This window comes from Mycobacterium sp. E2327, assembly GCF_001672675.1.
Taxonomy (GTDB): domain Bacteria; phylum Actinomycetota; class Actinomycetes; order Mycobacteriales; family Mycobacteriaceae; genus Mycobacterium.
This window is the reverse complement of sequence record NZ_LZKE01000081.1, coordinates 1-14465: the sequence shown is the minus strand read 5'-3', so window position 1 is coordinate 14465 and position 14465 is coordinate 1. Positions and strand designations below refer to the sequence as shown.

Annotated in this window: 9 protein-coding genes and 1 pseudogene; 7 read left to right on the top strand and 3 right to left on the bottom strand. The window is 68.6% G+C overall.

Features of this window, described 5'->3' with window-relative positions:
- Nucleotides 1–3 precede the first annotated feature (3 nt).
- Nucleotides 4–228: pseudogene (locus A5712_RS31875) on the top strand (nuclear transport factor 2 family protein); the annotation flags it as partial.
- 125 nt (nucleotides 229–353) lie between these two features.
- On the opposite strand, the gene A5712_RS09150 reads toward A5712_RS31875, so the two are convergent.
- Both A5712_RS09150 and malQ read right to left on the bottom strand, forming a co-directional pair.
- On the bottom strand, nucleotides 354–1247 hold the full coding sequence (locus A5712_RS09150; protein ID WP_068103741.1) for an LLM class F420-dependent oxidoreductase: 894 nt from the start codon (nucleotides 1245–1247) through the stop codon (nucleotides 354–356).
- 25 nt (nucleotides 1248–1272) lie between these two features.
- Nucleotides 1273–3438: a 4-alpha-glucanotransferase gene (malQ, locus tag A5712_RS09145; RefSeq protein WP_068103742.1), complete on the bottom strand. Its 2166-nt coding sequence runs from the start codon at nucleotides 3436–3438 to the stop codon at nucleotides 1273–1275.
- Between the two features lie 373 nt (nucleotides 3439–3811).
- Here malQ and eccB point away from each other — a divergent pair, with 373 nt between their 5' ends.
- Both eccB and eccCa read left to right on the top strand, forming a co-directional pair.
- Nucleotides 3812–5332: a type VII secretion protein EccB gene (eccB, locus tag A5712_RS09140; protein ID WP_068103740.1), complete on the top strand. Its 1521-nt coding sequence runs from the start codon at nucleotides 3812–3814 to the stop codon at nucleotides 5330–5332.
- Nucleotides 5329–9498, top strand: a complete 4170-nt coding sequence (gene eccCa, locus A5712_RS09135; protein ID WP_068103738.1) for a type VII secretion protein EccCa — start codon at nucleotides 5329–5331, stop codon at nucleotides 9496–9498. The genes eccB and eccCa overlap by 4 nt, the downstream gene beginning before the upstream one ends.
- Nucleotides 9499–9541: 43 nt before the next feature.
- Here eccCa and A5712_RS09130 read toward each other — a convergent pair whose 3' ends face one another.
- Entirely contained in the window at nucleotides 9542–10717 is a 1176-nt protein-coding gene (locus A5712_RS09130; RefSeq protein WP_068103735.1) for a cytochrome P450, read from the bottom strand.
- 243 nt (nucleotides 10718–10960) lie between these two features.
- Between A5712_RS09130 and A5712_RS09125 the strand changes: the two genes are divergently transcribed.
- From A5712_RS09125 to A5712_RS09110, 4 genes are all read left to right on the top strand, one after another.
- Nucleotides 10961–11155 carry a ferredoxin gene (locus A5712_RS09125; protein WP_068103733.1) on the top strand — a complete coding sequence of 65 codons (195 nt, stop codon included), beginning with the start codon at nucleotides 10961–10963 and terminating at the stop codon, nucleotides 11153–11155.
- A 423-nt stretch (nucleotides 11156–11578) separates the two neighbouring features.
- Nucleotides 11579–12850: a PPE family protein gene (locus A5712_RS09120; protein WP_068103730.1), complete on the top strand. Its 1272-nt coding sequence runs from the start codon at nucleotides 11579–11581 to the stop codon at nucleotides 12848–12850.
- Between the two features lie 215 nt (nucleotides 12851–13065).
- Nucleotides 13066–13365 (top strand): PE family protein, encoded by a 300-nt coding sequence (locus A5712_RS09115; protein WP_066912455.1) that lies wholly within the window; start codon nucleotides 13066–13068, stop codon nucleotides 13363–13365.
- Between the two features lie 11 nt (nucleotides 13366–13376).
- Nucleotides 13377–14465, top strand: a 1089-nt coding sequence (locus A5712_RS09110; protein ID WP_082973359.1) for a PPE family protein, incomplete at its 3' end; no start/stop codon positions are given.

Sequence of the window (14465 nt, the reverse complement as noted above, 5' to 3'; positions counted from 1 at the left end):
CACGTGGATGACCGTCAATTCGACTCGGTCGCAACACTTTTCACCGAGACCGCCGAGCTGACGGTGCCCGACCCGCCGGACGCGCTGGCGCCGGTTCATTCCCACCGCGGCCGCGAGGCCATCGGCGCCGCGGTGGCCGCCGTCGCCGCGGTCACCCGCACCGAACACGCCATCGTCGGTGAGGTGTACGAGGAGACGGAAACGGGCGGAAGCGCCGCCGGGCGGGTCGGGCACCGTCAGCTCGGCGGTCTCGGTGAAAAGTGTTGCGACCGAGTCGAATTGACGGTCATCCACGTGAGCCGCGTACCGGTGCACCAGATCGCTGAGGGCCGCGCGGTCGCCCGCCGAGAGGGTCACGAGCTCAACGACAGCCGCTGGGCGCACGCCGACAGGACGTCCTTGGCCTCCTCGATGTCGGCGGTCGGGGGCATCGACAGCACGATCCGGTCGGCCCCCTGATCGGCGAGGGCGCCGGCGCGCTCGGCATCGATCTTGGTGACGGCGTGGCCCAGCGATACCTCCAGCGCCGCCGGGTCTCGGCCGGCCGCCGCCGCCTCGTCGCGCATCAGGGCGATCAACGACGCGAGCTCCGGGCCGGCCACGCCGAGCGGCTGCAGGCCGTCGCCGAACCGCCCGGCCCGGCGGGCCGCCGCCTTGCTATGGCCCCCGATGTAGATCGGAAGGCGTTCCCTGGCAACGGGTTTGGGACAACACACGACGTCGTCGAAGTGGAAGAATTCGCCGTGGTGCGACACCCCCTGCGGCGTGTCGGCCCACAGCGCCCGCAATACGGCCAGCTGCTCGTCGGCCCGCCTGCCCCGGCTGTCGAATTCCGTGCCGCACGCCTCGATTTCTTCTTTGAGCCAGCCCACCCCGACGCACAGCCGCAGCCGTCCGCCCGAGAGCGCGTCGACCGTCGCCGCCCGCTTGGCGAGTACCACCGGGTGGTGGTTGGGCAGCACCAGCACCCCGGTGGCCAACCGCAGCCGGCTGGTTTGCCCGGCCAAGAAGGCAAGCATGTCGAGCGGGTCGGGTATCGGGCAGTCGGCGGCCAGCCCGACCCGCCCCGAGCTGTCGTAGGGGTAGACGCTGTCGTAGCGGGTGGCCAGCACGGTGTGCTCGACGACCACGATCGATTCGAACCCGCACCGGTCCAGGTGGCCCGCAAAGCTCGCCATCCAGTTCGGATCCGCGGTGACGCCTTCGGCGACGGGGGCCAGGACCGCGATTTTCGGGGAAGCCGTCATGGCAACCGAAGCTAACAGGTGGTGGTTACTGGGGCGCCGCGATCGCCTCTCGGACGGCCTCGGCCAGCGCGGCCGCCCGCCGATCGGTGAAAACGTCCTCGAGCAGCACCGGCTTGCCGTCGGGGCCGGTCAGCGGGACCCGCCAGTTCGGGTACTCGTCGGTGGTGCCCGGCTGGTTCTGGGTGCGCCGGTCGCCGACCGCGTCGGTCAGCGCCACCCCCAGCAGCCGCGACGGCGTCCGGCCCAGGTATCGGTAGAGGGCGAGAATCACCTGCTCCGGGTCGTCGTGAGCGTCAACGCCGTCGCCGAGCAGGCCGACCCGGCGCAGCTCGGCGATCCAGGCCGCCAGCTCGGCCCGGTCGGATTCGAGCTCGACCTCCACCGGCCGGGTCAGCAGCCCCAGGGACTCCCGCAGCCGGACATGGTCGCCGGCCAGGTAACCGGCCGTCGGCGGCAGATCGTGGGTGGTGACCGACGACAGGCAATACTCGCGCCAGCGCTCGGCCGGCAGCGGGCCGCCGTTCCCGTCGCGATCCAACTCGAACCACAGGATCGAGGTGCCCAGCACACCCCGTAATAAGAGGTAGTCGCGGACCCACGGTTCGACGGTGCCGAGGTCTTCGCCGACGACGAGCGCTCCGGCGCGGTGGGCTTCCAGGGCGACGATGCCGATCATCGCTTCGTGGTCGTAGCGCACGTAGGTGCCCTCGGTCGGCGGGGCGCCCCCCGGGATCCACCACAGCCGGAACAAGCCGATGATGTGGTCGATGCGGACGCCGCCGGCGTGCCGCAGCACGGCGCGGATCAGCGCCCGAAAGGGGCGGTATTCGCACTCGTCCAGCCGGTCCGGACGCCACGGCGGCTGTGACCAGTCCTGGCCGAGTTGGTTGAACTCGTCCGGCGGCGCGCCGGCCGTCACGCCCAGCGCCATCACGTCCTGCAGGGCCCAGGTGTCGGCGCCGTTGGGATGCACGCCGACGGCCAGGTCGTGCATGACGCCCAACGCCATCCCCGCGCGTATCGCCTGGGATTGGGCCGAGGCGAGCTGCTCGTCGAGTTGCCACTGCAGCCAGCGGTGGAAATCGATGGCGTCCGAATTCCGTTCGACGAAGCCCTCGACGCCGGTGGCGCCGGGGTGCCGCAGCGACTCCGGCCAGCGGTGCCAGTCGTCGCCGTATTCCTCGGCCAGCGCACACCAGGTGGCGAAGTCGTCGAGCGCCCGGCCTTCCCGATCGCGGAACGCGGCGTAGCCCAGCTCACGGCCCGCCGAGCGGGGCACCCGATGCAGCAACCGCAGCGCCTCGCGCTTGGCCGCCCAGGCGCCGTCGCGGTCGATGGCGTCGATTTTTCCCGCCCGGTGTTGGACGTCCGAACGCAGCCGGCGCACCCGGCCCCGCTTGGTCAGGTCGGCGTATTCGGGGATCGCCTCGACGCGAAGGTAGAGCGGGTTGAAGAAGCGGCGCGACGTGGGCAGGTACGGCGACGGCTCCATCCGGCTGCCTACGCCGGCCGGCCCGGAGAATCCAGCGGCGTGCAGGGGGTTCACCAGCAGGTAGTCGGCGCCGTGTCGGGACGCCGACCACACCGCGAGGTCGCCGAGGTCGGTGAGGTCGCCGACACCCCACGACTGCCGCGACCGCACGCTGTAGAGCTGCGCGGCCAGACCCCACGCGCGGCGCGCGCCGAGCTGCTCCGGTAGCCCGAGCCAGTCCGGCGTGACGATCAGCGCGGTGCTCGTCTCGGAGTCGCCGGAACGCAGGTGGACGCGGTGGTATCCGACCGGCAGGTGCGCCGGCAGGACGAAGCTGGCCTCACCGATCCAGCGCCCGTCCAGATCGAACGGCTGGGTGAAGTTGTCGACCTGTACCACCCCGCCGCGCACGGTGCCGTCCTCGAGCTGCAGCCACACTTCGGCGGGATGGCCGTGCGTCACGTGCACCCAGAACCGGATCTGCTCACCGGTTCGCCCGACGATGGTCGCCGGCATCCGGCGCTCCCAATACGACCGCCGCTGCGCGGTCAGCGCGACGTTTCGCTCTTGCTCGGTGCCGGCGGCGACGCCGAGCGCGGCAAGCACCGCCACCAGTGTGTGTTCACCGACGAGCACGCGCCGACCGGTCCAGTCGTCGTACTCGGTGGCGATGCCGAAGCGGCGGGCGAGTTCGACCAGCGAGGGCGCGAGCTCAGTCATGTCGCCCATCTTGCTTGAGAAGCCGTTCCATCGCCTCATCGCCGAGCCGGACGGCGAAGCTGGGCATTCGACAGGACTAAGTGGCCGTCCCCGGTTAACATGCCCATTGAAGACGTGAGGAATCCAGCCGGGGGATGAGTGGGGAACAGCAAGACTGCCAGCGGCGCTGCTGGCACGGTTCGCGACACTCACCACCCGAACGAGGCGGGATTCGTCTGGACGGCCAGATTGAATCGAAGTGAACGCGCATCCGAACGCGTGGCGAGGTGTGTGGGCGTCCCTTACGGTTGTCACGGTTGTCGAAGCAATTCGCGCCCGGATATTTTTCAAGGACAATGTCCAGGCGTTCTAGCAGACCGGATGGTGAATTAACGTGGCGGAAGAGAGTCGCGGGCAGCGGGGGTCGGGGTACGGCCTTGGGTTGTCGACCAAGACCCAGGTAACCGGCTACCAGTTCCTGGCCCGGCGGACCTCGATGGCACTGACCCGTTGGCGGGTCCGCATGGAGATCGAGCCCGGCCGCCGGCAGACGCTGGCCCTGGTGGCATCGGTTTCGGCCGGGTTGGTGATCTGCCTGGGCGCCCTGCTGTGGTCGTTCATCAGCCCGTCCGGCCAGATCAACGAGTCGCCGATCATCGCCGACCGCGATTCCGGCGCCCTCTACGTCCGCGTGGGTGACAAGTTGTACCCGGCTCTGAACCTGGCGTCGGCGCGGCTGATCACGGGGCGGCCGGACAACCCGCACCTGGTCCGGTCGAGCCAGATCGCGAGCCTTCCGCGCGGGCCCCTGGTGGGCATCCCGGGCGCGCCGTCGAACTTCGCCCCCAAGACCCCGTCCGCGTCGTCGTGGCTGGTGTGCGACACCGTCGCCGGATCGACCGGCGTCGGGGCGCCATCCGGGGTGACCGTGACGGTCATCGACGGAACCCCGGACCTCAGCGGCCACCGGCAGGTCCTGAACGGCTCGGACGCCGTGGTGCTGCGGTACGGCGACGACGCCTGGGTGGTCCGGCAGGGCCGCCGGTCGAAGATCGACGCGATGAACCGCTCGGTGTTGTTGCCGCTGGGATTGACGCCCGAGCAGGTCAGCATGGCGAAGCCGATGAGCCGCGCGCTGTACGACGCGCTGCCGGTGGGGCCGGAGCTGACGGTGCCCGAGATTCCCGGCGCCGGTGCCCCGGCCACGTTCGCGGGGGCGCCCGGCCCGGTGGGGACGGTGATCGTGACCCCGCAAATCAGTGGGCCGCAACAGTATTCGTTGGTGTTGGCCGACGGCGTTCAGACGTTGCCCCCGCTGGTGGCGCAGATCCTGCAGAACGCCGGCGGCCCCGGCAACAACAAGCCGGTGACGGTCGAACCGTCGGCCCTGGCGAAGATGCCCGTGGTCAACAAGCTGGACCTGTCGTCGTATCCCGACAACCCGCTGAACGTGATGGACATTCGGGAGAACCCGGCGACCTGCTGGTGGTGGCAGAAAACCTCCGGTGAGAACCGGGCCCGCATCCAGGTCATCTCCGGGTCGACCATTCCCGTCGCGTCCAAGGAGATGAGCAAGGTCGTGTCGCTGGTGAAGGCCGACACCACCGGCCGCGAAGCCGACCAGGTGTACTTCGGGCCCGATCACGCCAACTTCGTGGCCGTCACCGGCAACGACCCGGGCGCCAAGACCACCGAATCGCTGTGGTGGCTGACCGACGCCGGCGCGCGGTTCGGGGTCGACGACACCCGCGAGGCCCGCGAGGCCCTCGGCCTCAAGACCGCTCCTAGCCTGGCGCCGTGGGTGGCGCTGCGGCTGCTGCCACAAGGCCCGACCCTCTCCCGGGCGGACGCCTTGGTGGAGCACGACACCTTGCCCATGGACATGACCCCTGCAGAGTTGGTGGTACCCCGATGAAACGTGGATTCGCGCGCCCGACACCGGAGAAGCCCCCGGTCATCAAGCCGGAGAACATCGTCCTCCCGACCCCGCTGAGCATCCCGCCGCCGGAGGGCAAGCCGTGGTGGATCGTGGTGGTCGGCGTGGTCGTGATCGGCCTGCTGGGCGGCATGGTCGCGATGACCTTCGCCAGTGGCTCGCACGTCTTCGGCGGTGTCGGCGCGATCTTCCCGATCTTCATGATCGGCGGCATGGCGATGATGATGTTCGGCGGCCGCTTCGGCGGTCAGCAGCAGATGAGCCGGCCGAAGCTGGACGCGATGCGCGCCCAGTTCATGCTGATGCTCGACATGCTGCGCGAGACCGCGCACGAGTCGGCCGACAGCATGGACGCCAACTACCGCTGGTTCCACCCGGCGCCCGACACCCTGCCCGCCGCGGTGGGCTCGTCGCGGATGTGGGAGCGCAAGCCGGACGGCAAGGACCTCAACTTCGGTGTCGTCCGCGTCGGCGTGGGCATGACCCGTCCCGAGGTGACCTGGGGTGAGCCCCAGAACATGCCGACCGACATCGAGCTCGAGCCGGTGACCGGTAAGGCACTGCAGGAATTCGGCCGCTACCAGAGCGTCGTCTACAACCTGCCGAAGATGATTTCCCTGCTGGTCGAACCGTGGTACTCGCTGATCGGGGACCGCGAGCAGGTGTTGGGCCTGATGCGCGCGATCGTCTGCCAGCTGGCGTTTTCGCACGGCCCCGACCACGTGCAGATGGTCGTGGTCAGCTCCGACTTGGAGCAGTGGGATTGGGTGAAGTGGCTGCCGCACTTCGGTGACTCGCGGCGCCAGGACGCGGCCGGCAACGCCCGCATGGTCTACAGCTCGGTGCGCGAGTTCGCCGCGGAGCAGGCCGAATTGTTCGCCGGCCGTGGCTCTTTCACGCCCCGGCACGCCAGCTCGTCGGCGCAGACCCCGACGCCGCACACCGTGATCATCGCCGACGTCACGGACCCGCAGTGGGAGTTCGTGATCAGCGCCGAGGGCATCGACGGCGTGACGTTCTTCGACCTGACCGGCTCGTCGATGTGGGCGTCGGTCCCCGAGCGGACGCTGCGGTTCGACGAACGCGGCGTGATCGAAGCCCTGCCGCGCGACCGCGACACCTGGATGGTCATCGACGAGAAGCCGTGGTTCTTCGCGCTCACCGACCACCTGAGCATCGGAGAGTCGGAGGAGTTCGCCCAGAAGCTTGCCCGCTGGCGGCTGGCCGAGGCGTACGAAGAGATCGGTCAGCGGGTGGCCCACATCGGCGCCCGGGACATCCTGGCCTACTACGGGATCGACGATCCGGCCGACATCGACTTCGACTCGCTGTGGGGCAGCCGCACCGACGCGATGGGCCGGTCGCGGCTGCGCGCCCCGTTCGGCAACCGTTCGGACAACGGCGAGTTGCTGTTCTTGGACATGAAGTCGCTGGACGAAGGCGGCGACGGCCCGCACGGGGTCATGTCCGGTACGACCGGTTCGGGTAAGTCGACGCTGGTGCGAACCGTGATCGAGTCGCTGATGCTCGGCCACCCGCCGGAGGAGCTGCAGTTCGTGTTGGCCGACCTCAAGGGTGGTTCGGCCGTCAAGCCGTTCGCCGGTGTGCCGCACGTGTCGCGCATCATCACCGACCTGGAAGAAGACCAGGCCCTGATGGAGCGCTTCCTGGACGCGCTGTGGGGCGAGATCGCGCGCCGCAAGGCGATCTGCGACAGCGCCGGGGTCGACGACGCCAAGGAATACAACAGCGTGCGCTCCCGGATGCGGGCCCGCGGCCAGGACATGCCGCCGCTGCCGATGCTGGTGGTCGTCATCGACGAGTTCTACGAGTGGTTCCGCATCATGCCGACCGCCGTCGACGTGCTGGACTCGATCGGCCGTCAGGGCCGCGCCTACTGGATCCACCTGATGATGGCGTCCCAGACGATTGAGAGCCGGGCCGAAAAGCTCATGGAGAACATGGGTTACCGGTTGGTGCTGAAGGCCCGCACCGCCGGCGCGGCGCAGGCCGCCGGTGTGCCGAACGCGGTGAACCTGCCGGCCCAGGCGGGTCTGGGTTACTTCCGGCGCAGCCTCGAGGACATCGTCCGGTTCCAGGCCGAGTTCCTGTGGCGGGACTACATCTCGCGCGGCATCACCGTCGACGGCGACGAGGCCCCGGCGTTGGTGCACAGCATCGATTACGTTCGGCCGCAACTGTTTACCAACTCGTTCACCCCCCTCGAGGTGAGCGTCGGGGGACCGACCATCGAGGCGGTTCACTCGAACGGCTCTAACGGTGAGCCGCTCGAGGTGTCAGAAGCCGAGGGCGAGGACGACGAGGGCATCAGGACGCCCAAGGTCGGCACGGTGATCATCGATCAGCTGCGCCGGATCGACTTCGAGCCCTACCGGTTGTGGCAGCCGCCGCTGAACGAACCCATCGCGATCGACGATCTGGTCAACCGGTTCATCGGCCGCTCGTGGCAGCAGGACTACGGGACCGAGCAGAACCTGGTGTTCCCGATCGGGATCATCGACCGGCCGTTCAAGCACGACCAGCCGCCGTGGACGGTCGACACTTCCGGTCCCGGTGCCAACGTGCTGATCCTGGGGGCCGGCGGTTCCGGTAAGACCACGGCGCTGCAGACGCTGATCTGCTCGGCGGCGCTGACCCACACGCCGGAGCAGGTCCAGTTCTACTGCCTGGCCTACAGCGGCACCGCGCTTACCACGGTGGCCCGGCTGCCCCACGTGGGTGAGGTGGCCGGTCCGACCGACCCGTACGGCGTGCGCCGCACGGTGGCCGAGCTGCTGGCGCTGGTTCGCGAGCGCAAGCGCAGCTTCCTCGAATACGGAATCGCCTCGATGGAGGTTTTCCGGCGCCGCAAGTTCGGCGGCGAGGCCGGGCCGGTGCCCAACGACGGGTTCGGCGACGTGTACCTGGTGATCGACAACTACCGGGCGCTGGCCGAGGAAAACGAGGTGCTGATCGAGCAGGTGAACCTGATCATCAACCAGGGTCCCTCGTTCGGCGTGCACGTGATCGTCACCGCGGACCGCGAGTCCGAGCTGCGGCCGCCGGTGCGGAGCGGTTTCGGCTCGCGCGTCGAATTGCGTTTGGCCGCAGTCGAAGACGCCAAGCTGGTGCGTTCCCGGTTCGCCAAGGAAGTCCCGGTCAAGCCGGGACGCGGCATGGTGGCGGTCAACTACGTCCGCCTCGACGCCGACCCGCAGGCCGGTCTGCACACCCTGGTGGCGCGGCCCGCGCTGGCCAGCACGCCCGACAACGTGTTCGCGTCGGACAGCATCGTCGAGGCGGTCAGCCGCCTGGCGAGCGGCCAGGCCCCGCCGATCCGTCGCCTGCCGGCGCGCTTCGGCGTCGAGCAGGTGCGCGAGCTGGCGGCCCGCGACACCCGCCAAGGGGTGGGTGCCGGCGGAATCGTCTGGGCCATCTCGGAATTGGACCTGGCGCCGGTCTATCTGAATTTCGCCGAGAACGCGCACCTGATGGTGACGGGCCGGCGCGAGTGTGGCCGCACCACGACGCTGGCGACGATCATGTCGGAAATCGGGCGGCTGTACGCCCCCGGCGCCAGCAGCGCGCCGCCGCCACCGGCCGGACGGCCCTCCGCCCAGGTGTGGCTGGTCGACCCGCGTCGTCAGCTGCTGACGGTGCTGGGCTCGGAGTACGTGGAGAAGTTCGCGTACAACCTCGACGGCGTGCAGGCGATGATGAACGACATGTCCGCCCTGCTGGCCAGCCGCGAACCACCGCCCGGCCTGTCGGCGGAGGAGCTCTTGGCGCACTCGTGGTGGAGCGGCCCGGAGATCTTCCTCATCGTCGACGACATCCAGCAGCTGCCGGCCGGTTTCGATTCGCCGCTGCACAAGGCGGCCGCCTGGGTGACCAGGGCCGCCGATGTGGGCCTGCACGTGATCGTCACCCGCACGTTCGGTGGCTGGTCGTCGGCGGGCAGCGACCCGATGCTGCGGGCACTGCACCAGGCGAACGCGCCGCTGCTGGTGATGGACGCCGACCCCGACGAGGGCTTCATCCGCGGCAAGATGAAGGGCGGCCCGCTGCCCCGCGGCCGAGGCCTGCTGATGGCCGAGGACACCGGCGTGTTCGTCCAGGTGGCCGCGACCGAGTTCCGCAAGTAGGGACCGCTACTGGGATTGGCCGCTGCGCTGGGCCTGAAAGATATCAGGCCCAGCGCAGCGGCAATGTCTTGAGCGCGAAGGTCTTCGACGGGAACTTGATCTCGGGCGTGTAATCCTCGGGCAGTTCGAAGTCGGGGATCTGCTTGAGCCATTCCGCCACGATGATGGTCAGCTCGATGCGCGCCAGGTGGGAACCGAGGCAGCGGTGCGGCCCGCCGCCGAATCCCCAGTGCCGGTGCACCTTTCCGTCCAGGAACAGCTCATCGGTGGACATCGCGTCGCTGCCGTCCCGGTTCACCGCGGCCATGCACAGCCGCACCGGTGTGCCTGCGGGCAGCGTCATGCCCCCGACCTCGACGATCTCGGTCGTCACCCGGGGCGCCACCGGCGCCGACGGCTCCAGCCGCACGATCTCCTCGATGAAAACCCTGATCTGCCGGGGATTGTCGCGGAGCGCCGTACGCAGGTCCGGCCGGCGCGCCAGGTGGTAGAGCGAGAACCCGATGGACGCGGTCACCGTGTCCAGGCCGGCGAGGATCAGCAGGTGGCTCATTCCCAGCAGCTCGAGGTCGGTGAAGTTGCCCTCGCCGGTCATCACCCGGGACAACATGTCGGTGCCCGGATTTTCCCGCCGCTTCTGGATCGCGTCGGTGAGATACGCCAGCAGCTTGCGGGCTTTTTCGTGGTCCTCCTGCGTCATGTAGGGCCGCTCCCCGATGACGGCGTCCTTCCAATCGATGATGAGGTCACGATCCTCGACCGGCAGGCCGTAGAGATCGAGGAATACCTGATAGGGGTAGAGCCGCGCGAACTCCGCCATGGCGTCGCACTTGCCTTGTGCGGCGAGCGCGGCGATCATCTCGGCGGCGTGGCGCTGCAGCACCGGACGCGACTCGCTGAGCCCCTGCGGGCTGAAGTACGGCTGCAGGATCTTGCGGTAGCGGGTGTGTTCCGGCGGGTCGAAGGCCAGCGGCACGACCGGCAACGGGCTGCCCGGGGGCTGCAGCGCCAGCCGCGACGAGAACACCTTGGGGTTGCGCAGCGCGGCGAGCACGTCCTCACGCCGCGTCAGGTAGTAGTGGCCGTTCATGAACACCACCGGCCCGGCGTCCCGCAGCGTCTTCCATCCGACGCCGCGGTCGGCGGACATCGGCAGCTTGGTGTATTCCAGCCGGGGTAGGTGGAAGGTGGCCGCCTGGCCTTCGCCGAGAGTGCTCATGCGCTTCGATCTCCGCTTGTCCGTTCGGTTTTCGTGTTGTCGCCGTCGTCGTCGACGCAAGACCCGCTCGTCACCGGCTTGTCGACGGCACATCAATATCCCACGTGGGACGAGGGGGACACCAATCGTGTAGACCCCGATCGGCAACCGTCTCCTAGACTTTATCGACCGGCTAATCTACCTATCGATCGTCCGTTCCGGGTTTTCGCGAATGCCGCCGAAGGAAACGAAGAAGGAAACCTTGTGAAGGTTCGTCTTGAAACGTCAAAATGCGTAGGCCACGCCCAGTGCTATGCCGTCGATCCAAACCTGTTCCCCATCGACGAGTCGGGCTATTCGATCCTCGAGGAGCACGAGGTGCGGCCCGAGGATGAACAGTTGACGCGCGACGGCGTGGCCTCCTGCCCGGAAATGGCGCTGATCCTCGAAGAGGACTAGCGGCGCAGCGAGGCAAACCGCTGGGGAAACGAACGATGAACGTTCGGTTGTCTCTGGTGAACCGCCGCTGGCCGGGAGTGAACATTGGTTGGCTGGGAATGAACAGTTGGCGTCGTCGGTCGGAGCGCCTGGCAGGAGCAGCTAATGTCTTTCGCGAGCGGCAGTTCAGGCACCAAAGAGCTGTCGCTCGGTTGCTGACAGCGGCGTAGTCGAGGCGGATTGTGCATGTTGTTCCTGACCGGAAGTCCAGGCAATCCTGGTGGTAGAGCACGCATTTCGGCCGGAGGGAACCGGTGCGCCACGGTGCGCGGACTATCGCGTCGGCTGGGTTTGCTGGTCAACAACGTTGTGACCGCGCCCACCATGGCTTGTACCTGACCGCGATGATCGCCGCCGCGATCATGGCCAACTGAGGAGGACACGGTGTTCGACTTCGGAGCGCTACCGCCCGAAATCAATTCCGGTCGGATGTATGCGGGTCCGGGGGCGGAGTCGATCATGGTCGCCGCGACCGCGTGGGACGAGCTGGCGTCGGAGCTGAGCACGGCTGCTGCTGGTTACGACTCGGTGATCAACGATTTGATCAGCGCGCCCTGGGTCGGGCCGTCGTCGACGGCGATGGTCAACGCGGTGGTGCCCTACGTGAGCTGGCTCAGCACGGCCGCCGGCCTGGCCGAGGACAGCGCCAGCCAGGCCCGCGCGGCGGCGGGCGCTTTCGAGGAGGCGTTTGCGCTGACGGTGCCGCCGCCGGTGATCGTGGCCAACCGGGTGCTGTTGGCGACGCTGGTCGCGACCAACTTCTTCGGGCAGAACACGCCCGCGATCATGGCCACCGAGGCCCAGTACATGGAGATGTGGGCCCAGGACGCCGCGGCGATGTACGGCTACGCCGCCTCCTCGGCCGCCGCCACGGTGCTGACCCCGTATCCGCAGCCGCCCAACACAAGCACCCCGACCGCGGCGGCCAACCAGAGCGCCGCCGTCGCCCAGGCCACCGCCCAGCCGGCCGCGCAGACGGTGCTGGACCAGATCGCGGCCATCCCTCAGGCATTGCAGCAGCTCGCGCTGCAGCAACTGTCCAGCTACACCTTCACCAACTGGCCGTTCTCGATGCTGCAGCAGCAACTGCAATCCTTCCTCAAATACGGGCTTCCGACCGCGACCAACGACTGGTTCGGGATCCGGAACAACGGGTTGGCCTTCCCGTCCAGCGGCATCAGCCCGTTGGGCAACGAGATACGGCAGTTCGCGCAGGCCTACTTCGGGGTCGGTATCGGAAACTTCGGGTGGTCGATCGGGCAGCAGCTCACCTTCGGCCCCGGCGGTGCGACGGCCGGTGCCGGTGGTGCCTGGTTCCCGACACCGCAGTTCGCCGGCCTGCACCTGGGCGGCATCGGAGGCCTGGGCGGCGTGCACCCCGCCGGCGCCGTTTCGGCGAGCGCCGGCGAGGCCGGCAGGATCGGGGGACTGTCGGTTCCCGCGAACTGGACCAACCCGACTGCGCAGGCAACCCTGGTCAGCGCCGTGTCCGAAGAGACGCCGCCGGTCAACGCGGGCGGCGGCGCCGTGCCGGGGAACGCCCTGCTGCGCGGCATCCCGACCGGGGCCGTCGGACGGCGCAGCGCCGGCTACGGCTACACCACCAAGTACGGCTTCCGCTACAGCGTCCTGACCCGACCACCGTCGGCCGGATGACCGAGAGGCGGCGAACGATGACCTTCCAGCCGGCAAGCCTGCCCAGGCCGGCCCCGAATGAACAGCAGTTGTCCAGCAATGAACAGTTGGCGCTAAGGAGGCGCGACCCGACGGGATCCAATTAGTCTCACTAGCAAGCCCTGTCTGAAGTGAACTTCAGCAGCGAAGAGCATTCCTTGAAGGTCATCGAGCCTGAAAGTTGAGGAGGAAAACAGATGTCGTTTGTGACTACCCAGCCCGAAGCGTTGGCGGCGGCGGCAGGCAGTTTGCAGGGTATCGGCTCGGCGTTGAGCGCCCAGAACGCCGCGGCGGCGGCCCCGACGACCGGGGTGGTGCCCGCTGCCGCCGACGAGGTGTCGGCGCTGACCGCGGCCCAGTTCGCCGCGCACGCCCAGATGTACCAGGCCGTCAGCGCTCAGGCCGCGGCCATCCACGAACAGTTCGTCAGCACCCTGGGCATCAGCTCCGGGTCCTACGCGGCGACCGAGGCGGCCAACGCGGCCGCGGCCGGCTAGGGGGTTAAGACATGACAATGGATCTTGGAGCGCTACCTCCCGAAGTCAGTTCCGCGATGATCTACTCGGGCCCGGGTTCGTCGTCGCTGATGGCGGCTGCCTCGGCGTGGAACGGCGTTGCCGCCGAGCTGACTTCGGCCGCGATGGGCTACGACAACATCGTGACGGCGCTGGCCAGCGAGGAGTGGATGGGGCCGGCGTCGGCGTCGATGGCGTCGGCCGCTCAGCAGTATCTGCAGTGGATGACGACGACCGCCGGTCAAGCCGAGGAGGCGGCCGCCCAGGCCCAGTCGGCCGCGGCGGCCTACGAGACGGTGTTGGCCTCGGTGGTGCCCCCGCCGGAGATCGCCATCAACCGCACCATGCTGACCCAGGCCCAGGCGACCAACATCCTGGGTCAGAACAACGGGATCATCGCGCAGCTGGAGGCGCAGTACGCCGAGTTCTGGGCGCAGAACGCCTCGGCGTTGTACAGCTACGCCAATCAGTCCGCGGCGGCGGCCAAGGTGACGCCGTTCCAAAACGCGCCGACCGTCGCCAACCCGGCCGCCGCGGCCGTCACGCAGTCCGCGGCACCGGCGGCCTCGATCCAGCAGACCCTGCAGAGCTACCTCACGCAGATTCAGCAGGCGCTGGGCGCGCTCGGCTCTCCGGCCACGACGAACTCGTTTGTCTCGCAGTTCTCCAACTCCAACCCGTTGATCAGCGAAGTCTGGTTCCTGTTGACCGGTCAGACGATTCTGCCGTCGAACATCGGTACCGCGCTGGGTGGCTACTCGAACTACGCGAGCTTCTTTTACAACACCGAGGGTCTGCCGTACTTCAGCGTTGGTATGGGCAACTTCGGTGTTCAGATGGCCAAGACCCTGGGCGCCATCACCGGCCCGGCGGCGGCCGCGGCCGCCGTCCCCAAGGGCCTGCCCGGGCTGGGCGGCCTGCTGGGCGGCGGCGCCGGCGGCGCGGCGGCGCACCTGGGCAGCGCGACGTCGATCGGCAAGTTGTCGGTGCCGGTCTCGTGGACCGGTGCCACCGCCCCGACTGCGGCCGCGGCCCACGCCATTCCGGTCAGCAGCATCAGCGCTGCGCCGGAGGCGGCCGGG